Below are 23,329 nucleotides of genomic sequence, written 5' to 3' on the forward strand. Positions count from 1 at the left end.
TGCTGCCCGTACGGGATCACTCGCCCTTCTATTGATTCTTGCGAAGGCGTGCAAGGCCTATCAGCCCTTCCCTTCCCGATCAATAGACTATCGGGTTCAGCTTGCAGGCAGCTTCAGAATGCTTCTCGTGTATGCCGTGCAGGAGATCAGGAAATACACGCCCTGGAGCAGAATGTAGATGCCCATGATGATCAGGCCGTACATCCAGACCGGCGTTCCGATCAGCGTCCCCAAGGCGAACATTGCGAATACGCTGTGGACGATGCCGAGCAGGCAGGGCGCAAGGTACAGGATGCCGACTTGAGCCGCTACCGTGCGGCGCAGCTCGCCGGCGGTGAGGCCGATTTTGCGCAGCGCCTGGAACTGGCTCTGATCCTCCTGCAGCTCGGTGAACTGCTTGAAGTAAAGCAGGCTGCCAGCAGCGACAAAGAACAGGACGCTGATGAAGAGGCCGACGAAAATGGTCAGGCCGATCGACTGCTTCATGTCGCGGTAGCTCTCGACCCTGTAGCTCTGGACAAAGCTCTTCTGCTCTTTGGCGAGCGCCTTTTCGAAAGTTTGGACGGCAGGCAGCGCACGCTCCCAATCGCTAAGCTCGAAGCCGTACGCACGCAGGCGCTCCGCCGATGGAGCCCCGTCCTTCCATGCTTGCAGCGTGGAATCGGGAACGACCAGCAGATAGGTCGCGTCATTTACGGGGCTGAAGACGCTGCCGTACACGAGCTTCTGCAGCTTCAGCTCGAAGCTCGCTCCGCCAGCCTGGCCCGAGACGGTTTCGTTCGGCTTCGTTTTGCTTCCCTTCATTTCCTTATAAGGAAAGCTGATGACGGCCTCGCCCTCGGCAGGATTGACCGCATCGAGCCCGGCCCGCTTGGCCAGCAGGTTGTAGTCGGAAGCCGACACCGCCATCGCCTTGCGGGAATCTTCGGGCTTCCAGCCCGCCGCCGCCGAAGTTAGCCCCTTCGCCACGACGCCCTGGAGCTCCGCCTGCTCGGCGATGCGGCCTCCTCCGTCTTCGAGCAGCTTGCGGGCCTGCGCCGGGTCCATGACCGGATGGCCGTCGCCGCGCTCCACATATCCGACCGTGAACGGAGTATGCTCCAGGATCTGATCGCGCTGCAGCTTCTGGAACACATACACCGTGCTGGCCGCGCTCATGACGACCGCGCTCAGAATCGTGACGACGAACAGCACCCGAGCGTTGTCCTTGATCCGGTAAGACATCTGGGAGATGACGAGCATATTCGTGCGCTTGTAGAAAATGCCCTTGCTCCGCTTGAGCCGATTCAGTACGGCCACGCTCAGCTGCGTGTAAAGGAAATACGTTCCGAGCGTCGTCAGTCCGATGACCGGAAGCGCGAAAATCAGAAAGTTCATCGGCGTCATCCAGCAGGCCAGCCCATAACCCGCCACGAGGGATGCCGCAGCGAGAATGGACAGCCAGGGCGATGCGGCAGGCGCTTTTTTGGGACGCCTCGCACCGCCGAGCAGCTCGACGATCTGCTGCCTGCCTACGGTCATCGCCGTAATGAGGGCGATCGCGAGGAACAGCAGCAGGAAGCCTCCGCCGGTGAGCAGCACCGCCTGGCCGGGAATGGCGAAGCGGATCGGCACATCGCTCTGCAGCAGCACCTCCAGCGCCATCAGGAACAGCTTGCTGAGCAGGATGCCCAGACTGAGTCCCGCCCCGATGGAGAGCACCGCGATGGCCATGCTTTCGTAGACGACCATCTTGCGGAGCTGGCCTCGTGTCGTGCCGAACAGCGACAGCAGGCCGAACTCCTTCTTCCTCGTCTTGAGGAAGGCCGAGCTGGAGTACAGGACGAAGAAGAACGAGAAGATGACGATCAGATATTCGCAGAATTTCATCATCGGCTTGACCTCGTTGGCATGGACGATATGGCCGCTGGCCACATCGGGATGCATGAGGAAGGAAGCGTACAAATAGAAAATCATGACGGAGAACACGCTGCTGAGGAAAAAGGCGGCGTAGGAGCGCCAGCTGCCCCGGATGTTGTTAAGCGCGAGCGAACGGAACGTCATCGAAATTCCCTCCCAACACGCTGAGCGAGTCCAGAATCTGCTGGAAGAACGCCTGCCGGTTGTCCCCGCGGCGGATCTCCGAGAAGAAGCGGCCGTCCTTGATGAAAATGATCCGCTGGCAGTAGCTGGCGCTGAACGGGTCATGCGTCACCATGAGCACGGTCGCGCCGAGCCGTTCATTGAGGTCCTTCAGCGACTCCATGACGTCCTTGGCCGACTTGGAATCGAGATTGCCCGTCAGCTCGTCGGCCAGCAGCAGCGACGGCTGGTGGATGATGGCGCGCGCGATGGCGGCGCGCTGCTTCTGGCCGCCCGATACTTCGTAAGGGCGCTTCGCCAATATCGGAGCGATGCCGAGCAGAGCCGCCACCGGCTCCAGCGCCGCTTCGATCTTGGACGGGGATGCGCCGTCGAGCACGAGCGGCAGCGCGATGTTCTCCTTCAGGCTGAGCGTGTCGAGCAGGTTGAAATCCTGGAACACGAATCCGAGCTCGCGGCGCCGGAACAGCGCCAGCTTGCGTTCGGACAGGCCGGCCGGATTGATGCCGCGCACCTGGATCGTGCCGGATGTCGGCTTGTCGATCGTCGACAGCAGATTGAGCAGGGTCGTCTTGCCGCTGCCCGACGGGCCCATGATGCCGACGAATTCTCCGGCGCCGACGTTGAGATCGATGCTTTCCAGCGCTTTATAGCTGACCTCGCCTTTGGTGCTGTAGATTTTGCCCAGCGAGTTGACTTCCAGAATGTTCATGTCGTTTGGATCCTCCCGATTCTATCTTGTTTCTCTGTCTGGCTTGGTTCCAAGTATAGCCGGGAGGCCGCGGCCGGCCCATTGATTCAGCTTACAGCCCGCCTTACAACATTGTCACCTGACTTGGAGATCCTCATGGATGGCTTTCCCGTGGAAAGACAGTGTCGCGGTCGTCCCCTCTCCCGCCGCGGATTCCAGCTCCAGGCCGACGCCCATGCGCGAGGCGACCTCCCGGGCCAGATAGAGGCCCATGCCCGTCGACTCCTCCGTCTTGCGTCCGTTCTCTCCGGTGAAGAACGGATCGAACACTCGGGGAATATCCTGCGCCGGAATGCCGATGCCTTCATCCCGGACGGAGATGCTTGTCCCTCCGCCGGTCTGGCTGACGATCGCGATGGCCAGCTGTTTGCTGCCGGGCTTGGGACGAGAATATTTCACGGCATTGGCCACCAGCTGCCCAAGCAGGAAATGAAGCCATTTCTCATCGGTCTCTACCCAGCCCTCCCCCGTTATGCGGGGATAGACGCCGGCGGCGATGATGAGCCTCTTGTGCGCGTTGACCGCCGTGCGGGCGGCCTCGTGAAGAGAGACGCGCCTTGGATGGAAGTCCATCGCGAACTCGTCCAGGCGGGCGGTGTGCATCATCTGCTCGAGGCCGCGGGCCAGCTTGTCCGTTTCCTCCCGGAGGCTGGCCGAGGCATCCTGAAGCTCCTGGCCGACAAGGCCCGGCTTGCTGGCTGCGTTCTGCGCGATCAGATCGATGACGGATACCGGCGTCTTCATATGGTGCACCCATTGGAACACGAAATGCCGGTGCAGCTCCCGCTCGCGGTTATGCTGCTCGAGCCGGTCCTGGCTCTGATGGCCGAGCACCGAGATCAGCTCGGCCGTTTTTTTCTGTTCGGCCGTTACCGGCGACAGCAGCGGCTTCCAGCCGGCCGGCTGCCCGGTCATGCGGAGCAGCTGCTTCAGGTAAGCCCTCTGGCGCAAGTAGCCGAGCATCAATCCGGCAACCGTCATGCAGAGCGACAAGAGCAGGAAATAGCCCAGAACCGCCCAATCGACGCCGGCGGAAGACATCACCCTTTCCAGGTACCAGATCGCCGCTCCGGTCAGAAGGGAGGAAGCCACGACGGAAAGGCTGAACAGCTGCCCGCGCAAATAAAGCAGCAGAGCCGAGTGCCGCTTCATGCCCGGCTCTCCGGCGCCGAAGAACGGCCGCCCCCTTCTTCGGCCAGTTGAGCTTCATTCAGCCTGTAGCCCTGGCCGCGCACCGTTTCCAGCACGCCTCTTAGCCCGATCTCCTCCAGCTTGCGCCGGAGCCGGGTCACATTGACCGTGAGCGTATTGTCATCGACAAAGCTCGTATCGTCCCACAGGCTTTCCAGCAGGTTGTCCCGGGAAACGATCCGGCCCCCCGACTCAAGCAGGCTTTGCGCGAGCAGCCGCTCGTTTTTGGTCAGCTCGACGGAGCCTCCCCGCCATTCCAGCAGGCTGCGGCTCGCATCCAGGCGGAGAGCTCCCATGGCGACGGCTTGATCGGCAGCGTGGGATGCAGAACCCGCAGTGGACGCGTACTCACCGTAAGCGCGGCGCAGCGCGCTTTTGATTTTGGCCATGAGCAGATCCAGATGGATCGGCTTCGTAATATAGTCGTCCCCGCCGTTTTCAATCGCCATCACCTGATCCATCTCGCCCGATCGAGCGGAGATGAACAGGACGGGAGCTTTGGAATGCTGGCGGAACTGGCGGCACCAGTAGAAGCCGTCGAAATACGGCAGATTGATGTCCATCAGCACCAAATGAGGCGCATGCTCGCGGAAATCCTCGTTCAGCTCCTTGAACCTGGCCGCCCGCTGCGGCTGGAAGCCGTAGCGCTCCAGCGCTCCCGCCAGCTGCTCGGCGATCTTGTCATCGTCCTCGACGATCGTGATTCGGTACATAGAATTCCCCTCCATATAAGGAAAGTTTACCACAAAGGGGAAAAACCATGAGCCGGGCTTAGGTCGGGAGAAACCTCCACTAGCGATTTGACCCTTGCCCCCTGGTGATTTAAGATCATTTTGCATCCGAATCGTGTTCAGGCCTTCTTTCCGCCCAAGTTGTTGAAAACGCTTTTATGTTCATATTATGCCGATAAAAGGAGGCCATCCATGAATTACGACGTCATCGTGGTCGGAGCCGGGCTCGCTGGACTCGCGGCCATATGCGAGCTGGCCGCAGCCGGCAAGAAGGTGCTGCTTGTCGATCAAGAGCCGGAAGCGTCGCTGGGCGGTCAAGCCTGGTGGTCGTTCGGAGGGCTGTTTCTGGTCGATTCTCCGGAGCAGCGGAGGATGGGCATCAAGGACTCCCGCGAGCTCGCCTGGCAGGACTGGCTCGGGTCCGCCGGCTTCGACCGTGCGGAGGACGAAGACCGCTGGGGCCGCCGATGGGCGGAAGCCTACGTCGACTTCGCCGCCGGAGAGAAGCGGGCATGGCTGCGCTCCCTCGGCATCTCCTTCTTTCCCGTTGTCGGCTGGGCCGAGCGCGGCGGTTATCTGGCCGAGGGCCACGGCAACTCCGTGCCTAGGTTCCATATCGTCTGGGGCACCGGACCGGGCATCGTGAAGCCGTTCGAGGCCCGCGTCCGGGCTGCAATAGACTCGGGGCTCGTCGACTATCGTCCCCGCCACCGGGTCGACGGCTTCATCAAGCAAGGCGCCTCCATCGCCGGGGTGCATGGCGTCGTGCTCGAGCCCAGCCGCGCAGGACGCGGCGAAGCAAGCTCTCGGAAGCCGGTCGGCGAGTTCGAATTCCATGCCGCAGCCGTGCTCGTGGCCAGCGGAGGCATTGGAGCGAACCACGAGCTGATCCGGCAAAACTGGCCGGAGCGGCTCGGACGGCCGCCCGCAACGATGCTGTCCGGCGTCCCGGCTCATGTGGACGGACGGATGCTCGGCATTGCGGAGCAAGCCGGCGGCCGCATCGTCAACCGGGACCGGATGTGGCATTATACCGAGGGCATCCGCAACTGGAGCCCTGTCTGGAACCGCCATGGCATCCGGATTCTGCCCGGCCCTTCCTCGATATGGCTGAATGCCGAAGGCAGGCGTTTTCCCGCTCCGAACTTTCCCGGCTTCGATACGCTGGGCACGCTGAAGGCCATCCAGGATACGGGTTATGATTACTCCTGGTTCGTCCTCACCCGTAAGGTCATCGGCAAGGAATTCGCCCTCTCCGGCTCGGAGCAGAATCCGGACCTGACGGGCAAGAGCATCCGTGGCGTCCTGGGACGGGCCTTCTCTTCCGTACCAGGTCCGGTCCAGGCGTTCCTGGACCGCGGCGAGGACTTCGTCACGGCCGGCAGCGCAGCCGAGCTGGCTGCAGGCATGAACCGGATCGCCGGCAGCTCCCTTATCCAAGCGGCCGAGCTGGAGCGGCAGCTGCTGACCAGAGACCGCGAAATGGACAACAAATTCTCCAAAGACCTGCAGATCGTAGCTCTCCGCGGAGCGAGAAGCTATCTCGGCGACAAGCTCATCCGCACCGCGGCTCCCCATAAATTCCTCGACCCGGCCCATGGTCCTCTCATCGCCGTCCGGCTGCGGATCGTCAGCCGCAAGACGCTGGGAGGCCTCCAGACGGATCTTTCCGGGCGGGTGCTCGGCACCGAGGGAGCTCCCGTTCCCGGCCTGTACGCAGCGGGCGAAGCGGCCGGCTTCGGAGGCGGCGGCGTGCACGGCTACCGCGCGCTGGAGGGCACCTTCCTCGGCGGCTGCCTGTTCACCGGACGTCAGGCGGGGCGGGCGCTCTCCGAGCAGCTCCATTAACAGAGCCGCAGCCCCAGATCAAGCTGGCGCACGGATTTCAGCTGACAGTGCTCTGGCTTGGCATTTCCCGTTATCCTCTTGAATATAAAAATGCCCCGGCGATCGAAGTCGACGCCGGGGCTTCCCATTCGTCCTCCTGAAAGCAGAAAGCCCCGGCTGTCGAGTCCGACACCGGGCTTCCCTATGCTTCCGGACAACCTGAAAATCCGCCCAGGCTGCTGTGCTCTTGCACGCAGACGGCCTCGAGCCGGATGCCTCAGCCTCATTCATTGAACGTCAATTGAACGTCCGCTCTTAGCCGCGGCTGACGAAGAAAGGCAGCTGCTCGATGCCTGCCAGACGCAGGTAGACGAACAGCTGGCCTTTATGGTGGATCTCATGGTCCTTCGCGTTCTGAAGCAGGACATGACCCGGCATCGCATTTCCAAAGAAATCGATCTGCCGCTCCAATTGCTCCCCGCCGATCGAGCGAAGCAGCTCCTCCGCCCGCTCGGTCGTGGAAGCGACAAAAGCCCGGAGCTCATCGTTAAGTAGTCAGCTAAGATCCCCCTTGAACCGAAGCAACTTTATACCTTATGACCTATCTTGCTTTGTTGTTAGCATCTTCGATAAGGAGTTTTCAGCATCGTTGACTTCTCCGAGGATAAAAACAGCTCCATCTGTTTTGGGCCGCGTTCGATAAAGTACATTCGAAGCATCCATACGAGCTTTCTTAGCTTTCTCCAATCTTTTTTTACTGATTTTTTTTACCAAATTATTTATTTTAATCATCCGAATGCACGCTCCCGATTCATTGTGATGTTCACTTATATTCAGTACGATACATTAACCGCCATAAAGCATTGTTACATGACCGCACTCACAAGTTAATTTAACTTCATTAACCATATTAGGTCCAACCGGGTAGGAGCTATTAGATCGAGAGACAAAATTTTCTTCTGTGACATTAAAAGAATTGATTGTTGCTATCTTCTTAAGACAGGACTTACATTGAACTTCTTTCATTCGCTGCATACCTCCTAATGATTACAACCGCGTATTCATTCAGATACTTCAAGCTTTTCACGAGCCATAGCATCCACGTATTTAACAAAGCCAGCCATCGTGACCGATTCGCCTTGCTCGACGCATTGTCGAACGTAAAATTTGAAACCTTCACCAATAGCTTCGAGCCAGTCAGTTCCCATGGCAGCGTCGTATGCTTCTTGTTCGTAAGATTCAAGTTTATCGAGAAGTTTTTGCGCCTTCATCTCATGTACACCGCCTATTCAATTTGTATCTTCTACATCGACAAAAGAGCCACATGCAATTGCGTCTGCACGTATTTCTTCAGGTTCTCCATCTTTCCATGCTTTACCATAGCAGAATCCTAATGGCATAGGACCATCCGAACTACCCGTTTCTTTAAAATGGGAACATATGCCGCAATAATTCATTTAATACACGCTCCTTATTCATTTAAAATCAACACCGTTTTAGGTTGTCGAATTGCTTTATTTGAGTATATCATAGAAAAATATCCACAAAAATACTATACATTCAATGTTTTAACGAATGTTTTCTAAAAATATAAAACAAAAAAGCGAGCTGATAGAATTACACCTGCTCGCTTTATTTCAAAATACTAAACGCAATTGTCATTGCCTTAAATCGACGAAGCAGTGACTTCCAATTACAGCTTGCTCTCTCTATTTATCAAGTTCACTGAATAATGTGCCTAATGAATGCATCAGCTGCTCAAACTGTTTTTGATCGAGATTATTAATTTTATCAGCCCACTCCTGCAGCGTAACTTTGTTATTCGTTACCGTCTCAACGAATTTCTCCTTTCTATCTTCGGAAATATACAATGTAATAGGAGATAAGCCGGTATCAATTAAGAGCCCATCATATTTAGCGATGATTTTCCCCCGCTTTAAAAACAATTTCATTCTGTCAATCATATCCGGATGTGTAGTGACCAGTATATCTTTTAATACGACCTTTTTAACTTCTACTTTGATTATTTCATTGCTTCGATTTATTCGAAGATTAACTGGTCCCGCTTGTTTCATAAGTTCTTCAATAATCGAGTAGATCATGGAGTCCATAGTCGCAGGGATAGGAAATTCAAATACCGAATACCCATAGCTGGTAATGGCCTTTTTAGGGCTTATTTGCATAGTTGGTTTCCATCCGTCTAAAATAGCCTTTTTATAAGAAAGGATTTTGCCATTATCAAGTTTCAATGAAATTTCTACTTTAGTACGGTTAAATTTCTTAATATGTACGACTCGTGCAAGCTCATCCCCTTTCTTATATAGTTGAAAAAGGAATGCCCCTGTCTTATGGTCATAAAGCGTTTCATTTCTCTCATCTGCTGCATTCATTTCAGCAAGCTTGTCCAATTCCTCTTGCTTCAAAAAGTATGTCTTTTTCCCTCTATACTCCCCTTCGTAATAATCAATAAGCCCATCCTGAATCAGTTTATGAATATAACTTGTAGATCTCCCTATTTGTTTAGCAGCTTGGGCCGAAGTTAAGTCTTCTTTAATATATAGCGGCTTTATGCGGTTAACATCTTCAACACTAAAGACGTATCCCCCATCGCCCCTGTAAGTCTCACGATTCACCGGTTCAAGAATTTTGTTTGGATCTTTATGATTCATCAATTTATATACCGAAGCGGGGGTTATCCCAAGTTCTTTAGATACTTGCTCAACATTCATATATTTGATCAATCTAATCACCTCTACTACGTTTGTTAATATTATTTTACACTATATATAGATAAATACATAATTTTCATTGCGTTTAATTTTCTAAATAGCGCTTCATTTAAATGTATTTATTTATTTTCAATTATATATTTTAAAAACAAGCAAGTACCACTAAATGTGAAAGAATTGACTATTATTTTTGTTTGAATTGAGTTTTAGCATTATAATAAAAGTAAATTAGACTTTAATGTTTGATCAATAGAATAGAATCTTAAAATTATAGATTGGAGAATACATATATATGAATGAAAACATATATCAAGTTATTCTTTCTATTTTTCAAAATGTGAATCTTAATAGCTTGAATAAGCCTATGTTAGAAAAGGAATTAATAAAAACAGATTATTATAGAGAATTATATTCAGTTGTTGCTAGTCAGGAGGATTATAAAGGTAACTATAATTATGCCCAGGTATCTAATGTAGGAATGATCTACCTTTATATACATCAACGGGGCAAAAATCGTTCAGAAACAACTAAGCGGGATTACATTCAAATCCTTCTCCACTTTCTATATTTTTGTTATACGATTCAAGTTGATGATTTCCGATCGTTGACCCGCTTCAATATAGAGCAGTACCAAGGTGTTCTTCAGCAGCTTTATCCTAAAAAAACTACATTGGCCAAAAAAACAACCGTTCTAAGGGGATTTCTGAAATGGTGTTACGAAGAAGATTATTGCGGGAAAGATTTAGCTCGAGGTTTACTTCCAGTTAAAATTGATAAAAATTTAATACCTGAGCGTGAAATAGATGAAGAAACTCTTCGTAGTTCTATACTTTATTTTAAGAAAAATCCTAAAATCAAAGGTCTACTACTGATCCTCGCGACAACCGGTCTTCGACTGAATGAAATAATAACTCCAAAATGGGGGGACCTTTCTTACGATAAACAAAGGAATAAATTCTATCTAAAAACGGTGGGGAAGCGGGGCAAGATTCGGCTTGCACATATCAAGCAATACGCTCTCGACGATATTATGGAGTATCGATTACGGTTAGGTCTTTCTGTAGAGATTGATCCAACTGATCTCACTCCCTTTTACCCTAATCGTTATGGTAAGCACTATTCTTTGCCTAGTTTATCATCTGCTCTTTCTCGATATATGGAGGCAGCTGGTCTAAAAACGGTTAAGCTCCATAGGGTTACACCACATTTTTTGCGTCATTATTTCGCTCAGGCTGCCCGAGCTGCAGGAGCATCAGTATCAGATATTGCAGAGACACTTGAACATGAGTCAGAACGAACCACTAAGGAAAATTATTTGCGAACACAATTAAAAAAAGAAAAGGATGTTAGCGATCTGGTTGATATTTTAATTTGATTATATTTTTAAAGACTTATTTCAAGGCACCACATGGTCAGCGGTATGCCTCCTTTAAAACTCGTTTAATCACTGTGTTTTCCCTTCGCCAGATCCTCGGCACTAGGTCATACCGATATTAATATGACGAGAGGTTATTCTAAAGCGTCAGAAGATGAAAAGGCCGCGGCCATTGATAAGGCGTTCTCCAAGCGGAGAGCGTCTTTTTTCGTGCTGCAGCTCAGAATAAACTAAAGGCCGTGATCCGGAGAGATCAGCGGCCCAGCAATCCGAAGTGTAAGTATACGTGTAAGCGAAACAACATACACTTTGAGGACGATCTGCATTATATCACATTATCCCTTGAAATTCACGAGATTGGCAGGATTCGGCACGGTTACTCCTTAACCTCATTGCTACTCATCTTTTAATTATCTTTCGTATGATCCATATAGGCGGCTGATTCACGACCTCAATAATTAACTACGTGAACCGATGATCTCCCTGCAGTCCCGGCAATCACAAGGAAACCTCTCCCTCACTTAGAGTTTAGCGGTATTTCTTCAATTAACTCTGCAGCTTGATTCCGGACATTACCTACAGCTTTAGATACCGGGTAACAGTACATATCATTCGCGTCGTAAGGCTGTAGAAGCTCCTGCAGGAGCTCTTTATCAGTTACTCCTGGATCAAGCCAAACCTTCAATTCTTCCTCACCTAATATTACCGGCATTCGGTCGTGGACCTTAGAGGTTAGTTTATTGGGATCGGTAGTTATGATGGTGCAGCTTTGGACCAGCTGACCTTCCGGACTCCTCCAATGATCATACAAGCCCGCAAAGGCAAAAACCTCATTGGATTGGACCCGGAATCGATAAGGCTGCTTTTCTTTCCCATCATGCGCCCATTCATAAAATCCATCTGCAACCACTACCATGCGCTTAGTCGGGAAGGCTGAACGGAATGTCGGCTTACTCTGAAGTGTTTCTGCTCGGGCGTTAAACGTACTGTAAGCGAGTTTCTTGGACTTTGCCCAAAAGGGCAGAAGCCCCCAGTGAAACCCTTGCAGCGAACGCTCACCTTCATCATTGGTTAATACGCCAGCGATCGTTTGGGTAGGAGCGACATTATATCGCGGGGCCAGCTCGTACTGAACATCCTGGATGTGAAATGTATCAATGACCTGTTCTTGATCTGCAACCAACGTGAATCGTCCACACATAAGAAACGCCTCCTGGTTCAAATAATCGCATTACCCTTAGCTTACCCATGATCTGAAGGCCAATGACAGTCCTTAATTTTTCAATTTGAAGCTCGGCTTGTTGTGATATCTCCCCGAAATCCGAATGTGAAAGGGTAACTCGCCGCTGTTCGTAATGCGAATATTCCCCGGCGATTAGCCGGGGCTCTTTCTTGGTTTATTGGCCACTTTCGGCCATCCTGAAGCTTCAGCTTCTATCTTATTCTGTTAATCTCCTTTAATCTGACCAGCCCGGCGCGCCTCGACAATCCAAGAGAACCGTCTAACTCTTAGTTATATGTAATTTGAGCGTTTTTCCACGATGGTCCACCGTATGCGTGTTTCTTAGCGTCCCATTGCATCGTGACTTCCAGAGCTTGATCAAGCGAGGTGTCCCCCTGCATACTACCTTTAGAGAATAGATGTTGTTCAATCCAGCGTATCTTCTCTTCAGGTACAATCGCCTTCTCCCAATGAAGTTCATGGAAGATATTATCAAAGAACGCCAACCGAATTTTAGTTGCAATATGTTCAATTCTATTTTGAACACCTGGAGCGCTGTAGGAAGTAATAATAATTGTAGCTAGCTTCCCCTCTTTTAAATCTTCATCCTGACCGACTCTTACTTCTACGTCACAATCATATACCGTGACATTCCCTGCATCGTCTGGAATCAACGGGCCCATAAGATAAGGCCATTTGAAACGGTAGATTCCTGAATGCATTCTAACTTCCTTCTTCATAGTAACTTGCTCCTTTTTCTTAAGTTTGATTACCTTACTTTTATAGTATAGATGGTAATCTTTTAATCGGCTAACAAAGACTGACTACTCACTTGTATGTTCCCCCAGCGCGCACAATCACTGGCCATACCGCACCCGCTTTTTCCATCATACACCGATCCATTACGCGCTGAAATACAGCTGTTCGTCCATCTAAACGATCGCATCACCCCTCTCTTGGTTGGGTGCCGGCGCATCTACATCCGGATAAAGCTCGTGATAGCGATTCCATTCCCTAATATAAAAACGAACACCTTCAGGCGTAATCCGCATCACGTAATACCACAAACGCCAGTTCTCCGCCTCTCGGTTTTGATGCTCCTTTACCAGCTGAATATATTCCCCGTTCAATCGATAGCCACGAAGCCGCAGCCATGTGTTCCAGGATATCCCCCCATAAGAGGCGGTTCCCCATTCATCCAGCAGACCTTCCGTCTTCTCTAAGTAAGCCTGGTATGCCATCGAGAGCGCTCTCCAATGCCATTCCCGCAGCATGACCGCAGGCTGCTTCTTCGGGCGGACTTCGCCGGTCGCCTTTCGAACCACCCTTCGCCCTTTCGCTGTTATCCGGACGATCGGGATCTTATCAACGAGCGTGGTCGGCTCCCAACGAAGCGAGATCATCCCGCGGCTCTCGAGCGCCTTAAATGTACTACCTGTCCCCTGATCGATGAGGTTTAAGGAATGTATCCGCTCCATGAGAGGCAACATATTCCCGTATTGGTCATATCCGTAGGGGAGCCAACGCCACTCATCAGCCGGCCGGCTATGGCGATCGATTGCCGCCGAGGCTTTCGCGTTACGCTCCTCGTCCTGGTCCGTTTCATAGATGGCCGTCAAATAGAGCTGCTGACGCTTGTTCAGCCCTTCCCACGGATTCACCGACTTCTTTTTCTTGACTTTATTCATGTCCGTCCCCGGCTCACTTTCGTCGTTTTGCTTTGCTAAATTGTTCTCTGAATCGATCCAAAACCCAATCTCTTTCGTAATGGTTTTCATCTGCAACTTCATCACAAACCTGGACTTCATCACAAACCTGGATTACTTCTTCTACAAGTTCAGAAATCCGCTTCATTGCATCTTTATATATTGTATCTTCTTTGTTCTAGCTACTATCCCCTTCCTGCACAATATGGGTCTTTCATTCCCGCAGTTTCACTTCTTCGTTATGCTGCTCAACCCACTAATGCAATTCCTCAAGTACAATACATGCCTGGGTTTAACATTAACACTAGCCTTAATGTTAGCATTAACGTTACTAATATCTAATCCACACCCCCCCTCCCCTCTTCTAAGAATGTATCTTATGAATCGGGGGCAGTCTTTTCTTTGAATTAACTGGCTGCCCCTCTTTGAAGATACGCGACGCTGTAAGAGCTTGGTTTAACTCTCGCGTTCTATAAAGCTGATTTAGGGGCTATTAAGGATGTGGGTCGGAAGTTTGGGCGTCCTGGCTGCATGTCGGGTTAAAACGTCCACAGGACACTACCTCATAAGTACATTTTGTTTCCTGCTGAGCCTAATTAAATATTCGGTTCGGGGTTGATTTTTTGTTCTGGGTGTGGCACTCCCTTTTTTCGATTTTACTATATTCTATTGTGAATTTTTCATAATGTTATTTTTGCATAATAGAGTAATTTGTTAGTGCATCTCCACCGGTAGGATTGATTTGGATGTTTTTAAATGCAACAGGAGAGGATTTGATTCTTGATAGATAAACGGTAAGAAAATTGATCGCAGCTCGCTTTATGATTGGTGTGCCGTAAATAATTTACACAAAAAAGACCTGCCTTCGTCATAAGGACGAATACAGGTCGATAGATCGATTTCAGGATGGGCTGATAGTTGTAACTTAAAAATTCTGAATCAACTTGATGGTCGCTTCTGGAGGTTCTTAGAGGAGTCTGTTGGTGGAACTCTTTTTTTGCGAAGCTTCATATTGTGGCTTTTAGCAAATTGAATAATTTCTTGAGCCAGTTGGGATCCGGGATCAATGCTTTTGGTTTTCATAATCATCACCTCTATTCCCAGTATCCCCAACGTATTTTTGCTGCATACATGCTTGTCATACATTGCTGGGATCATCATAAAATTAAAATAACTCAGAAACACGTAAACGATGTTGCAGGCATAACCTAAGCGGGAGGTGTCAGTTTTGACCATAGAGGGAAGGAAGTCCAGGAGTGATAAAAAGAGAGCGATAGCAGCGCCACTGACGGCAGATCAATACGAGGAGATCTTTATGCTGAGCTATCTATGCGAATTACCCATGAAAACTATTGGCGAAGCCTTGACCATCAAGGGATATGAAAAGGACGAAGTGATCAATAATTTTCAAGCACATTTGAAGCGTACTTTAGTATACAAAACAAACCGATTCATGATCGGCCACTTGGATTACGAATCGTATGTCTTGTTTGGAAAACGAGCAAAGCGTCTGTCTATGCGACTAAAAGCAACGGACTATGAACTGATATCCCAGTTAGCTTATGCGATGGATTTATCCGTGCAGGCTGCAGCAGCATCGATTATTACCGAAGTTCTTAGGCAAAAGAAATTGATGTATGACATTATGGCTCAGTTGATAAAGAATAATCTTGATGAAGCAACAAATGAGCAGATGAAGAGATTAGCCAGCCAAATCGATGCGAAAAGTCCACATGAACACATTACGTTAAGCATGGTCCTGGGATATGCGCTTGAAAAGGCTATTGAAGAACAAGTAAAGGTGCGAATCATACTAAACGAGTGGTTGAAAAGAATATAAAACAAGTTCAGTTGCTGTAAGGGTGCTTCAGCACAAATTCGGAATAATCATGGTGTGGTGTGAAAATAAAGTATTAGACCGTAAAAATAAAGTTGTAGACTGCAGCCGGCATTAAGCTAACGGGCAGTTTAACGCAACAAATGGGAAAATTTTACGTTTAAAGTGTAACGGGATAATTAAAAGGAAGTGTATTAATGTTCAAGATTATGCTAAAAATTTTCAGTATTGTGATTCTGGTTGGGATGCTTGCATCTTGCGGTACCACTAGCACGACCGTTGGATTAATAAAAGTTGTTGATAAAGAGCAACCAGAGAGGAACTCATACTGGATTAAGGTCAAAGACTTAGGTAACCATCCCGAGGTAGTCCGGCTTAAAGTGAATAATGAAAATACATGGAATCTTATATTAATAGGTGAAATTTACGCTGTATCATACGATTTTAAAACAAAAGACGAGAACAAACACACCGGAAAGCTAACATCAATAAGACCGGCTGCTAAGCCTAAATGAACAGAAATAATGGCTTTAATAAAACATTATTTATTTAAGCTAAAGGGAAACAATACTTCAAAACAACAAACAGCAGTTGGCTAGTAATTGGCTGCTGTTATTGTTGAAATAACGGGCATGTCTTAAATATCATTATCGGTACAGGGGAAGTGCTGAATGACAATCAAACGAGTTCTTGTTGTAATATATATGGTTTTGTTGATTATCTCAATAGTCATTATATTTGTGCAGTTTAAGGAAAACCAAAGGTATGAAAGATATATTTCCGCAAAATTAAGCCAATCATTATCGGACTTTTTAACAGCCGTACTGGTTAGCGAAGAGACTCTTCATCAATATATGAACAGTGGCAAGAAAGAAATGCTGCCCAATGTAGCGACTACGCTTTGTTACAACTTTAAATCGATCGGCACGGAATATGAAGAAATGCTTCAGACCGCAAAATCTTTAAAAAAGGAGAACGATGTACAAACTGATCAAATAACAGCATACGCAGCTCAGGATATTCATTTTTTTCTGGCCAGGCAACTGATCGGAAATGGAGTCCTCGGGGATTGCACACCTGCTAAGTCAACTCTTACGCTTAACGAGAAACAATTCGAAAAGATAAAGGGCATCTATGAAATAAGTAAACAATGGTCCGCGATAGCAAAGAATCTAGTTCCCGAAGCTACGTCAAATGGTGTTGAAAACGTCAATTGGGACTACGTTGTTAACGATAAAGTATGGGTGCAGTTATTAAAAGATTATTCACTTTCGCAAATGAATCGGGGATGACGGGAACCAATCAATTTTTCAACTAACGGGACACAAGAACCAAATGCGCATGCAAGCTTGAGCGAAGATGGGCGTAAAAATGTGCAAAGACGCTTCCAAACCCGCATAACCGACGGGCATGGAAGCGTCTTTTTTAACACATTACAATTTCATAAAATTCCGAGGTGGGAGTGGATCTTCCGTTACGTTCCGCCTCGGTTGCCTTTCTTGAAAGATAGGCTACCAGGTGATGGGCTCTTCGAGCGGAATGCCGTCTGTGCTCACCCATTGTTTTAAGCTGTGCTGCTGCGCTTGGATCACAATAAATTCCAAATGTTGTTCCTGCGAAGTATTTCGCAATGAACGAACGCCCTCAGGCGCAATGCGGATTGACGATCCTTCTTGTACCGGGAAGATATTCCCGTCCACTTGGAATTGTCCCTGACCGTGGATAATCAAGTACAGTTCTTCGTTTTCCTTATGTTTGTGCAGAAAGGGAAATTGACCTCCGGGAGGAAGGCTGTTGAGCGATACTTCCATACTGTTCAAATTTAGCGAATCCTTCAGAAATTGCTTGCCTTTATCCAATTGTCGGAAAGGTCCTGCTTCAAAAACGGAATAGCTTGCATTCTGATCTGCCATTGTTTCATATCACCTCATCATTTTATTTGTAACAGCATTAATTACTATTACATTTAAACATTAGCATTTTTTTTGTGCAATGTCAACTGAATACTATGCATTGATTTAGAAAGATTAAACTCATACAATAGACTAAGCAGCTAAGCTCGATAGAAGGTAGGGGGTGTCCTGATGGTAAACAGCAATCAGTTTTCCATCGCTATTCATATCTTATGTTTTCTTGCGTTCAACGCTTCCGGAAGAACGACCTCCGAATTGCTGGGAGTGAGTGTGAACACAAATCCGGCTGCTATTCGGCGGAATATGCGCAAGCTTACGCAGGCGGGCTTGATTCAATCCTCGCTGGGTGTCCATGCGAATATTACGTTGGCGAAGCCGGCAGAGCAGATCACGCTGCTGGATGTTTATCGTGCGGTAACGGACGGGCAGCAAGAACAAGAAAAATTTTTCGCCGTCCATCGTTCCACATGTCCAACCTGTCCAGTTGGAAGCAAGATTCCCCGGATGCTGGACCAGGTCTACGGCAAAGTTCAGGTTGCGATGGAAAATGAACTTGCTGCAGTAACAATTGCTTCGCTGGCCGGACAATTTGATCAGAAAGAATAAATTTTTACCGCTTGCGCGGTGTACAACACTTCTTCATAGAGCCACTCATGTGTCCGCCCGGACATTGACAACGTTCGCTCCATCACCTTTCGGTACAATGGGATTGGGATACAAGTCCTTCTTGGACGAGAGCAGCCAGTCCGTCGATGGATTTCCGTAAATCCGTTTTACCGCATGCCAGATACACTTGCTGAGTGATCAGCTCGCTTAGCATTCGGCCTCCAATGCTTGCACCACATCGCGGAGCAGGGCAGGATTGAACCCAGGTTCGACCTCGATAACAGCTGTACCGATTCGGATGCAAAGGGGGCAAGCGGACGTTGTAGGCTTCGACTCAGGAATAACGTTAGCTTTGACAAAGGTAGTTGACTTGGTACTGTTGGCGTCCGAAGATGAACTGCTTAGTCTTTTCAACCATGCGTAAAGATGACGACGATTTACTTGATTATCTTTGCACCATTTTGTTGCTTTTTCGCCGCTGGAACGGAATGCAGCGATGCGGGCTTCCCATTTCTCTTGGACATCTTCCCGTATGGAGCGAAGCCGGCTTGCCTCCCGGCATGTAGGCGCCGTTTGCAACCGTCGCGGCAAACATGACCATCGAGCCGGCGATGTGGACGACGAGCTCGGACAATGACATGGCCTTCTCCCAAGGCTTCATGCCCAGCTGCTCATCTGTTACCTGTTCCAGCATTTGAGGCAAAACGTTGCGGTGGCTGCGCCACTCGGCGATAAATCCATTGATGTCAGTCATCTCATGGTTCTCCTTTGGTGGATGGGATGGGCCGATAGGTATAACGGCATCCCTCATTATATCGGACAGCAGGGGGCATTTCATCTTGGAGCCAGACAGAGCGGCACCGGCTCTGCATCTTGACATCCTGCAAGGGAACAATTAAACTGAAGATAAATGACTGACATTCATTCATATGCGGAAAGGATCGTGCTTCCCATGGATAAACGACAGCTGATTATCGATGCCGCCATTGCGGTCTTGCAGGAGAAGGGCATGGAAAAAACCAAAATCTCCGACATCGTGAAAGAGGCGGGAATCGCCCAAGGCACCTTCTATCTGTATTTCCCTTCAAAGCTGTCCGTCATGCCGGCGATCGCGGAAGTCATGGTCCAGAACATTCTCGTCCGGCTGCATGCGATCGATGACAGCGGCAGCGCCAGAGAGCAGCTGGACGGCATGGTCGAAGCGATCTTCGAGGTCACCGAGCAGCATCGGGATTTGTCCGCGCTGATCTACTCCGGCATCACCCAGACGGAGCATGTCCGGGAATGGGAAGCGATCTACGACCCGATTTACAAGTGGATCAACGGAAGGCTGGTCCAGTTCCAGGAACGCGGCGAAATACGCCCGTCCATCGCGACCGCTTATGCAGCCAAGCTGGTGCTCGGGCTTATCGAAACCGCCGCCGAGCAGAATTATTTGTACGCCGCTTCGGACAGCGCAGTCGTGGAGGAGCATGTCGCGGAGCTTAAAGCGTTTCTTGTCGCCGGGCTTGGAGTGAAATGACGGCTCTGCGTCTTTTCACAGCTAATTATGACTGACGTTCATTCATAAGGTGCTTTTATTCAGTAGCAGGACTTCATTTCATAGGACGATTCATTCGTTTTAACCTTTTTTCGTTTAACCGTTTCATTCCTATATGATTTCCTTCATCTCGAAAGGTGTGTCTCTCATGCATGCGCAACAAAAAAACAAACCCGCCAAGCCGCAATTAGGCTGGCTGTTCGTCGGACTGACCTGCCTTATGGAATGGATCTGGGTGTATGGCTTCCATACCGCGAATCTCCCTTGGCACTTCGTCCTGATCGCCGTTCTCATCGTCATCGACTTCTACTTCCTTTATCGGGCCTGCCAGTCCATCCCTACCGGCACCGTCTACGCCCTGTTCGCGGCAGCGGGAACCATCGGCACCGCTCTGATGGACGCCACCCTGTTCGGGGGCACCTTCAGCATCGCCAAAAGCCTGTTCATGATTCTGCTGCTGATCGGGATCGTCATGCTGAAGCTGGCGGACGGCAAAAGCGCCGATTCCTCGCCTAACAGCTGAAATAAACCGGCAAGCAGCCAATGGCCGGTTCAACCAATTTAGAAAGACAACATGGAGGTTATCATCATGGGTTGGATCTTTGTTTTCTCCGCAGCGGTCTGCGAAGTGACCGGAGTCGTAGGACTCAGCCGCTTCTCCAGGCGCAAAAGCTGGCTGAACGCCCTGCTGTTCGCCGGCGGCTTCGCGGCGTCGTTCATCCTGCTTTACGCTTCGTTCCAATATCTCCAGCTTAGCATTGCCTACACGGTATGGATCGGTCTCGGAACCTCTCTTGCCGTCGTGACGAACATGATCTTTTTCGGCGAATCGAAAAGCAGGATGCGGATGCTCAGCCTGCTGCTGATCGTAATCGGCGTGAGCGGACTGAAGGCCGTATCTTGAAACCGATTGAAAAAACCGGGAACGAGAGGACTTGTTCCGGGGGCTTCAATTGTTCTCGAGACCGTGCTGGTCTGATTACTTACCATCAAGGTTGAACATCCTATTTTTATTCGACTTCGGAGTTGCGGGACTCAAAGCTTGAATGCGATTTTATGAAGCTTTCGAGATTTTAAAAGCGAACTCCCATGTTGCAGTATTTCCGGAATAGCGGCCACGATTCTCGACGACGGTCACTTTCATTTTTTTCGTCACGGTGCCCTTGATAGCGGACAACTTGATTGTTGAGCTTCCTTTTCCGATGTCAGGAATCTTGTCCTGTTCCTCGACGTCCACTTCCAGCTTGATGGTTTCGCTGCCCTTTACTGTCAGCGTGACCGAATGGCCCTCCTCAATCTCCTTGCTGCCAGCCCGTGCTTCATACCGCCACTCGTTGCCGACATGATTGTTCTCGACCAGCTTCGCGCTTACGAAGGTGACTTTGACGCTTGTGGCTTTGGGGGCCGCCAATAGCGGTTGGGCGGTAAAAGCAACCAGGAGCAGCAGAGCAAGCAGAGCATTTATTCCTTTTCTCTTCAAGCGCATCTTCCTTTCCCTTTTGCCTAAAGAGTATACAGCATATATATGAATGATATAAATATATCCGTTAATGGATTCTTGGAAAGAACAATAAAATATGTACGCCGGAGGATTTCCTTTTTCGGAATCTAACTTGCAGCTATCAGCTCATCTTCGGGTTGGAACTTTTCGCTGTTTCCTGTTCAACACAAAAAAACCTTCCGAACGTTGTATGTCAACATACAACGTTCGGAAGGTCGGATTTACAACCCATAACTGCCTTATTGCCGGTTGATAATAATCAATTCGACGATTGTGTATTTTCTAATCCCAATTCACAGCCCTTGTATTTCGGTTGTAAGAATTCCGAATTGGACCCTAAGGTAAACTCCCGACTCTGCGCCGCCTTAAAACCTTCTCAGAGGCGCTGGCCTCAGCACTCGTCCGGCTTCGGCTTGCCGGCGTCGCTCGCCGTGCGGAAGCTTGATCCGCAGCCGCAGGTAACGGTGGCGTTGGGGTTGTGGATCGTGAAGCCGCCGCCCATGGCGCCTTCCTTCCAGTCGATCTCGAGGCCGCGCAGGTACTTGGCGCTGTCGTTGTCGACGACGACCTTTACTCCGTTGACGTCGAGCTCCTGGTCGTCGCTCTTCTGCTCGTCGTCGAAGCCCATGCCGTAGGAGAAGCCGCTGCAGCCGCCTTCCTTGACGCCGACGCGCAGGAACAGGTTCGCTGCTTCTTCGGCGGCGAGCATTTCTTTTATTTTATCCGAGGCCGTTTCACTGATCTCGATCATATCGTTTCATCCTCCTGTCAAAGCTGGCGATTGCTTTAAGTATACTCCTATTGCATCCGGGTCTCAAGCAAGCTGGAGCGGAAACAAGCGAGCGTCCGGCGCGCGGGCAATCAAGACGGGCATGAGCTTGAACGGAACAGCTGTCCACGGGCGCTTTACCTCATTACCGCGTCCGCCCAAGGCGGACAACCTGTCTCCATAACTCCCTTGAAATCCCTGATCTTTTGCCGTTTTCCTGTTGAAGCTTAACAACTCAAGGTTTATAATGAATACGATTTGTTTGCATACGACGCACGAATAAGTACTTTTTTTCACAAAGCAGGACGCTTGACCTGCAGCTTCCCGCAACAGCGGGCCGGACCCGCCGAGGTGACGCACGGGCCGCAGGAACCGGAACGGACAAGGAGGTCCCATTCATGAATATCATTACTCCGACGGAAGCCTCCGTCATGCAAGGCATCCGCGAGAAAGTAGCCGCCGGCGAGCGGCTGACGCTTGAAGACGGCGTCTTTATGTACCGCTCCGACGATCTGCTCAGCATCGGACAGATGGCCAACGAGGTCAACCTGCGCAAGAACGGCAAGAAGGTTTATTTCATCGATACGATGACGCTTTATTTCACCAACGTCTGCGAAGCCCACTGCGCCTTCTGCAGCTTCCGCAAGGATGAGGGGGACGAAGGCGCTTATACGCTGACGCCGGAAGAGATGATCCAATACGTCGATCAGCATATTACGCCAACCGTGCGGGAGTTCCATATCGTCGGCGGCCATAATGCCCATGTTCCCTTCCAATATTATGTGGATTCGCTCAAGGCGCTGAAGGAAAAATATCCGCATGTGACGCTCAAGACGTACACGGCGGCCGAGATCGATTTCTTCTCCCGCATCAGCGGCCTCAGCTACGAAGGCGTGCTGAGAGAGCTGCGCGACGCCGGCCTCGAATCCCTGACAGGGGGCGGCGCTGAAATCCTGTCGGACCAGTACCGCAAGAAGATGAGGGTCGAGAAAGCGGACGTGAGCCAGTATCTGGACGTCCACCGGACCGCGCATAACCTCGGCATCAAGACGCATACGACGATGCTGTACGGAGCCGTGGAAACCCACGAGCAGCGCATCCAGCATATGATGTCGATCCGCGAGCTGCAGGACGAGACGAACGGCTTCCTCGTGTTCATCCCTCTCTCCATGCAGCCGGCCAGCCCCAAGGCGGGCATCCGCCGCCGCAATTCGGCCTTCGAGGACCTCAAGACGATCGCGATCAGCCGCCTGATGCTGGACAACTTCAATCACATCAAGGCCTACTTCATCAATATCGGCCCTCAGCTGACCCAGGTATCGCTGGCGATGGGCGCATCCGATGTGCACGGAACGCTGGTCCGCGAGCGCATCAGCCACGCGGCTGGCGCCCTCACTCCGGAAGGTCTGTCACGAGAAGATCTGATCTGGTTAATAAAGGGTGCGGGACGCATTCCGGTTGAACGCGACACCTTCTACAATGAAGTCAAGGTATTTGAGTAAGAAGAACGGCTGGCGAGCATATTAGGTTCACCATCAGCTGAATTGTG

At 50.2% G+C, this 23,329-nt stretch carries 27 protein-coding genes and 1 pseudogene; 10 read left to right on the forward strand and 18 right to left on the reverse strand.

Annotated features, from left to right (window positions below; genetic code table 11):
* Positions 1 to 96: 96 nt before the first annotated feature.
* From ACLBWT_RS14700 to ACLBWT_RS14715, 4 genes are all read right to left on the reverse strand, one after another.
* Positions 97 to 2,043 (reverse strand): FtsX-like permease family protein, encoded by a 1,947-nt coding sequence (locus ACLBWT_RS14700; protein WP_447663895.1) that lies wholly within the window; start codon positions 2,041 to 2,043, stop codon positions 97 to 99.
* Entirely contained in the window at positions 2,018 to 2,794 is a 777-nt protein-coding gene (locus ACLBWT_RS14705) for an ABC transporter ATP-binding protein (protein WP_021880094.1), read from the reverse strand. Before ACLBWT_RS14705 ends, ACLBWT_RS14700 begins: the two co-directional genes overlap by 26 nt.
* A gap of 114 nt (positions 2,795 to 2,908) precedes the next feature.
* The gene (locus ACLBWT_RS14710; protein WP_447663896.1) at positions 2,909 to 3,985 is read right to left on the reverse strand and encodes a sensor histidine kinase; all 1,077 of its coding nucleotides are present in this window, start codon (positions 3,983 to 3,985) and stop codon (positions 2,909 to 2,911) included.
* Entirely contained in the window at positions 3,982 to 4,737 is a 756-nt protein-coding gene (locus ACLBWT_RS14715) for a response regulator transcription factor (protein WP_048747645.1), read from the reverse strand. The genes ACLBWT_RS14710 and ACLBWT_RS14715 overlap by 4 nt, the downstream gene beginning before the upstream one ends.
* Before the next feature lie 210 nt (positions 4,738 to 4,947).
* Here ACLBWT_RS14715 and ACLBWT_RS14720 point away from each other — a divergent pair, with 210 nt between their 5' ends.
* Positions 4,948 to 6,603 (forward strand): FAD-binding dehydrogenase, encoded by a 1,656-nt coding sequence (locus ACLBWT_RS14720; protein ID WP_447663897.1) that lies wholly within the window; start codon positions 4,948 to 4,950, stop codon positions 6,601 to 6,603.
* A 294-nt stretch (positions 6,604 to 6,897) separates the two neighbouring features.
* Here ACLBWT_RS14720 and ACLBWT_RS14725 read toward each other — a convergent pair.
* From ACLBWT_RS14725 to ACLBWT_RS14745, 5 genes and pseudogenes are all read right to left on the reverse strand, one after another.
* Positions 6,898 to 7,107, reverse strand: a pseudogene (locus tag ACLBWT_RS14725) (DinB family protein); the annotation flags it as partial.
* A gap of 321 nt (positions 7,108 to 7,428) precedes the next feature.
* Complete coding sequence (locus ACLBWT_RS14730; protein WP_447663898.1) at positions 7,429 to 7,608, reverse strand: hypothetical protein; 180 nt, start codon at positions 7,606 to 7,608, stop codon at positions 7,429 to 7,431.
* A 35-nt stretch (positions 7,609 to 7,643) separates the two neighbouring features.
* Positions 7,644 to 7,853 (reverse strand): hypothetical protein, encoded by a 210-nt coding sequence (locus ACLBWT_RS14735; protein ID WP_447663899.1) that lies wholly within the window; start codon positions 7,851 to 7,853, stop codon positions 7,644 to 7,646.
* Between the two features lie 18 nt (positions 7,854 to 7,871).
* Positions 7,872 to 8,039 carry a hypothetical protein gene (locus ACLBWT_RS14740; protein ID WP_447663900.1) on the reverse strand — a complete coding sequence of 56 codons (168 nt, stop codon included), beginning with the start codon at positions 8,037 to 8,039 and terminating at the stop codon, positions 7,872 to 7,874.
* Between the two features lie 252 nt (positions 8,040 to 8,291).
* Positions 8,292 to 9,323, reverse strand: coding sequence for a hypothetical protein (locus ACLBWT_RS14745; protein ID WP_447663901.1), 1,032 nt, complete (start codon positions 9,321 to 9,323; stop codon positions 8,292 to 8,294).
* 280 nt (positions 9,324 to 9,603) lie between these two features.
* On the opposite strand from ACLBWT_RS14745, the gene ACLBWT_RS14750 reads away from it, so the two are divergent.
* Positions 9,604 to 10,686 (forward strand): tyrosine-type recombinase/integrase, encoded by a 1,083-nt coding sequence (locus tag ACLBWT_RS14750; RefSeq protein ID WP_447663902.1) that lies wholly within the window; start codon positions 9,604 to 9,606, stop codon positions 10,684 to 10,686.
* A 517-nt stretch (positions 10,687 to 11,203) separates the two neighbouring features.
* Here the strand turns inward: ACLBWT_RS14750 and ACLBWT_RS14755 are convergent.
* The 3 genes from ACLBWT_RS14755 to ACLBWT_RS14765 form a co-directional block, all read right to left on the reverse strand.
* The gene (locus ACLBWT_RS14755; RefSeq protein ID WP_447663903.1) at positions 11,204 to 11,887 is read right to left on the reverse strand and encodes an SOS response-associated peptidase; all 684 of its coding nucleotides are present in this window, start codon (positions 11,885 to 11,887) and stop codon (positions 11,204 to 11,206) included.
* A gap of 308 nt (positions 11,888 to 12,195) precedes the next feature.
* Positions 12,196 to 12,648 carry a hypothetical protein gene (locus ACLBWT_RS14760; RefSeq protein ID WP_447663904.1) on the reverse strand — a complete coding sequence of 151 codons (453 nt, stop codon included), beginning with the start codon at positions 12,646 to 12,648 and terminating at the stop codon, positions 12,196 to 12,198.
* 192 nt (positions 12,649 to 12,840) lie between these two features.
* Positions 12,841 to 13,686 (reverse strand): hypothetical protein, encoded by an 846-nt coding sequence (locus ACLBWT_RS14765; protein ID WP_447663905.1) that lies wholly within the window; start codon positions 13,684 to 13,686, stop codon positions 12,841 to 12,843.
* Positions 13,687 to 14,842: 1,156 nt separating this feature from the next.
* On the opposite strand from ACLBWT_RS14765, the gene ACLBWT_RS14770 reads away from it, so the two are divergent.
* The 3 genes from ACLBWT_RS14770 (at position 14,843) to ACLBWT_RS14780 (ending at position 16,743) form a co-directional block, all read left to right on the forward strand.
* The gene (locus ACLBWT_RS14770) at positions 14,843 to 15,454 is read left to right on the forward strand and encodes a hypothetical protein (protein ID WP_447663906.1); all 612 of its coding nucleotides are present in this window, start codon (positions 14,843 to 14,845) and stop codon (positions 15,452 to 15,454) included.
* Between the two features lie 194 nt (positions 15,455 to 15,648).
* The gene (locus ACLBWT_RS14775; protein ID WP_447663907.1) at positions 15,649 to 15,966 is read left to right on the forward strand and encodes a hypothetical protein; all 318 of its coding nucleotides are present in this window, start codon (positions 15,649 to 15,651) and stop codon (positions 15,964 to 15,966) included.
* Between the two features lie 156 nt (positions 15,967 to 16,122).
* The gene (locus ACLBWT_RS14780) at positions 16,123 to 16,743 is read left to right on the forward strand and encodes a hypothetical protein (protein ID WP_447663908.1); all 621 of its coding nucleotides are present in this window, start codon (positions 16,123 to 16,125) and stop codon (positions 16,741 to 16,743) included.
* 219 nt (positions 16,744 to 16,962) lie between these two features.
* On the opposite strand, the gene ACLBWT_RS14785 is transcribed toward ACLBWT_RS14780, so the two are convergent.
* Positions 16,963 to 17,364: a cupin domain-containing protein gene (locus tag ACLBWT_RS14785; RefSeq protein WP_029881528.1), complete on the reverse strand. Its 402-nt coding sequence runs from the start codon at positions 17,362 to 17,364 to the stop codon at positions 16,963 to 16,965.
* A 171-nt stretch (positions 17,365 to 17,535) separates the two neighbouring features.
* Between ACLBWT_RS14785 and ACLBWT_RS14790 the strand changes: the two genes are divergently transcribed.
* Positions 17,536 to 17,970 (forward strand): Rrf2 family transcriptional regulator, encoded by a 435-nt coding sequence (locus tag ACLBWT_RS14790; RefSeq protein WP_447663909.1) that lies wholly within the window; start codon positions 17,536 to 17,538, stop codon positions 17,968 to 17,970.
* An 82-nt stretch (positions 17,971 to 18,052) separates the two neighbouring features.
* Here ACLBWT_RS14790 and tnpB read toward each other — a convergent pair whose 3' ends face one another.
* From tnpB to ACLBWT_RS14805, 3 genes are read right to left on the reverse strand one after another with little or no spacing between them, the layout of a single operon-like run.
* Entirely contained in the window at positions 18,053 to 18,184 is a 132-nt protein-coding gene (gene tnpB / locus ACLBWT_RS14795; protein WP_081718282.1) for an IS66 family insertion sequence element accessory protein TnpB, read from the reverse strand.
* On the reverse strand, positions 18,178 to 18,504 hold the full coding sequence (gene tnpA / locus ACLBWT_RS14800; RefSeq protein WP_447663988.1) for an IS66 family insertion sequence element accessory protein TnpA: 327 nt from the start codon (positions 18,502 to 18,504) through the stop codon (positions 18,178 to 18,180). The genes tnpB and tnpA overlap by 7 nt, the downstream gene beginning before the upstream one ends.
* A complete protein-coding gene (locus ACLBWT_RS14805; protein WP_447663999.1) occupies positions 18,416 to 18,724 on the reverse strand; it encodes a hypothetical protein in 309 nt (102 codons plus the stop codon). Before ACLBWT_RS14805 ends, tnpA begins: the two co-directional genes overlap by 89 nt.
* 198 nt (positions 18,725 to 18,922) lie before the next feature.
* Between ACLBWT_RS14805 and ACLBWT_RS14810 the strand changes: the two genes are divergently transcribed.
* The 3 genes from ACLBWT_RS14810 (at position 18,923) to ACLBWT_RS14820 (ending at position 20,414) form a co-directional block, all read left to right on the forward strand.
* Positions 18,923 to 19,492, forward strand: coding sequence for a TetR family transcriptional regulator (locus ACLBWT_RS14810; RefSeq protein WP_447663910.1), 570 nt, complete (start codon positions 18,923 to 18,925; stop codon positions 19,490 to 19,492).
* 166 nt (positions 19,493 to 19,658) lie between these two features.
* Positions 19,659 to 20,033 carry a DMT family transporter gene (locus ACLBWT_RS14815; protein ID WP_049867949.1) on the forward strand — a complete coding sequence of 125 codons (375 nt, stop codon included), beginning with the start codon at positions 19,659 to 19,661 and terminating at the stop codon, positions 20,031 to 20,033.
* A gap of 66 nt (positions 20,034 to 20,099) precedes the next feature.
* Positions 20,100 to 20,414 carry a DMT family transporter gene (locus tag ACLBWT_RS14820; protein ID WP_048747654.1) on the forward strand — a complete coding sequence of 105 codons (315 nt, stop codon included), beginning with the start codon at positions 20,100 to 20,102 and terminating at the stop codon, positions 20,412 to 20,414.
* A 150-nt stretch (positions 20,415 to 20,564) separates the two neighbouring features.
* Here ACLBWT_RS14820 and ACLBWT_RS14825 read toward each other — a convergent pair whose 3' ends face one another.
* Both ACLBWT_RS14825 and erpA read right to left on the reverse strand, forming a co-directional pair.
* On the reverse strand, positions 20,565 to 20,996 hold the full coding sequence (locus ACLBWT_RS14825) for a hypothetical protein (RefSeq protein ID WP_164763057.1): 432 nt from the start codon (positions 20,994 to 20,996) through the stop codon (positions 20,565 to 20,567).
* Between the two features lie 406 nt (positions 20,997 to 21,402).
* Positions 21,403 to 21,762, reverse strand: coding sequence for an iron-sulfur cluster insertion protein ErpA (gene erpA, locus ACLBWT_RS14830; RefSeq protein WP_021882070.1), 360 nt, complete (start codon positions 21,760 to 21,762; stop codon positions 21,403 to 21,405).
* 416 nt (positions 21,763 to 22,178) lie between these two features.
* Between erpA and mqnE the strand changes: the two genes are divergently transcribed.
* A complete protein-coding gene (gene mqnE / locus ACLBWT_RS14835) occupies positions 22,179 to 23,282 on the forward strand; it encodes an aminofutalosine synthase MqnE (protein ID WP_048744984.1) in 1,104 nt (367 codons plus the stop codon).
* Positions 23,283 to 23,329: the final 47 nt, after the last annotated feature.

It is taken from the genome of Paenibacillus sp. D51F (assembly GCF_053345695.1).

Coding starts and splice junctions, on each gene's coding strand:
- ACLBWT_RS14775 (WP_447663907.1), top strand. CDS start 15,649: ATGTTCAAGATTATGCTAAAAATTTTCAGTATTGTGATTCTGGTTGGG.
- tnpB (WP_081718282.1), bottom strand. CDS start 18,184: ATGCTAAGCGAGCTGATCACTCAGCAAGTGTATCTGGCATGCGGTAAA.
- ACLBWT_RS14715 (WP_048747645.1), bottom strand. CDS start 4,737: ATGTACCGAATCACGATCGTCGAGGACGATGACAAGATCGCCGAGCAG.
- ACLBWT_RS14730 (WP_447663898.1), bottom strand. CDS start 7,608: ATGAAAGAAGTTCAATGTAAGTCCTGTCTTAAGAAGATAGCAACAATC.
- ACLBWT_RS14735 (WP_447663899.1), bottom strand. CDS start 7,853: ATGAAGGCGCAAAAACTTCTCGATAAACTTGAATCTTACGAACAAGAA.
- ACLBWT_RS14700 (WP_447663895.1), bottom strand. CDS start 2,043: ATGACGTTCCGTTCGCTCGCGCTTAACAACATCCGGGGCAGCTGGCGC.
- ACLBWT_RS14765 (WP_447663905.1), bottom strand. CDS start 13,686: ATGAAAACCATTACGAAAGAGATTGGGTTTTGGATCGATTCAGAGAAC.
- ACLBWT_RS14780 (WP_447663908.1), top strand. CDS start 16,123: ATGACAATCAAACGAGTTCTTGTTGTAATATATATGGTTTTGTTGATT.
- ACLBWT_RS14720 (WP_447663897.1), top strand. CDS start 4,948: ATGAATTACGACGTCATCGTGGTCGGAGCCGGGCTCGCTGGACTCGCG.
- ACLBWT_RS14760 (WP_447663904.1), bottom strand. CDS start 12,648: ATGAAGAAGGAAGTTAGAATGCATTCAGGAATCTACCGTTTCAAATGG.
- ACLBWT_RS14815 (WP_049867949.1), top strand. CDS start 19,659: ATGCATGCGCAACAAAAAAACAAACCCGCCAAGCCGCAATTAGGCTGG.
- mqnE (WP_048744984.1), top strand. CDS start 22,179: ATGAATATCATTACTCCGACGGAAGCCTCCGTCATGCAAGGCATCCGC.
- ACLBWT_RS14805 (WP_447663999.1), bottom strand. CDS start 18,724: ATGACTGACATCAATGGATTTATCGCCGAGTGGCGCAGCCACCGCAAC.
- ACLBWT_RS14705 (WP_021880094.1), bottom strand. CDS start 2,794: ATGAACATTCTGGAAGTCAACTCGCTGGGCAAAATCTACAGCACCAAA.
- ACLBWT_RS14755 (WP_447663903.1), bottom strand. CDS start 11,887: ATGTGTGGACGATTCACGTTGGTTGCAGATCAAGAACAGGTCATTGAT.
- ACLBWT_RS14810 (WP_447663910.1), top strand. CDS start 18,923: ATGGATAAACGACAGCTGATTATCGATGCCGCCATTGCGGTCTTGCAG.
- ACLBWT_RS14820 (WP_048747654.1), top strand. CDS start 20,100: ATGGGTTGGATCTTTGTTTTCTCCGCAGCGGTCTGCGAAGTGACCGGA.
- ACLBWT_RS14750 (WP_447663902.1), top strand. CDS start 9,604: ATGAATGAAAACATATATCAAGTTATTCTTTCTATTTTTCAAAATGTG.
- ACLBWT_RS14710 (WP_447663896.1), bottom strand. CDS start 3,985: ATGAAGCGGCACTCGGCTCTGCTGCTTTATTTGCGCGGGCAGCTGTTC.
- ACLBWT_RS14825 (WP_164763057.1), bottom strand. CDS start 20,996: ATGCGCTTGAAGAGAAAAGGAATAAATGCTCTGCTTGCTCTGCTGCTC.
- ACLBWT_RS14785 (WP_029881528.1), bottom strand. CDS start 17,364: ATGGCAGATCAGAATGCAAGCTATTCCGTTTTTGAAGCAGGACCTTTC.
- ACLBWT_RS14790 (WP_447663909.1), top strand. CDS start 17,536: ATGGTAAACAGCAATCAGTTTTCCATCGCTATTCATATCTTATGTTTT.
- ACLBWT_RS14740 (WP_447663900.1), bottom strand. CDS start 8,039: ATGAATTATTGCGGCATATGTTCCCATTTTAAAGAAACGGGTAGTTCG.
- erpA (WP_021882070.1), bottom strand. CDS start 21,762: ATGATCGAGATCAGTGAAACGGCCTCGGATAAAATAAAAGAAATGCTC.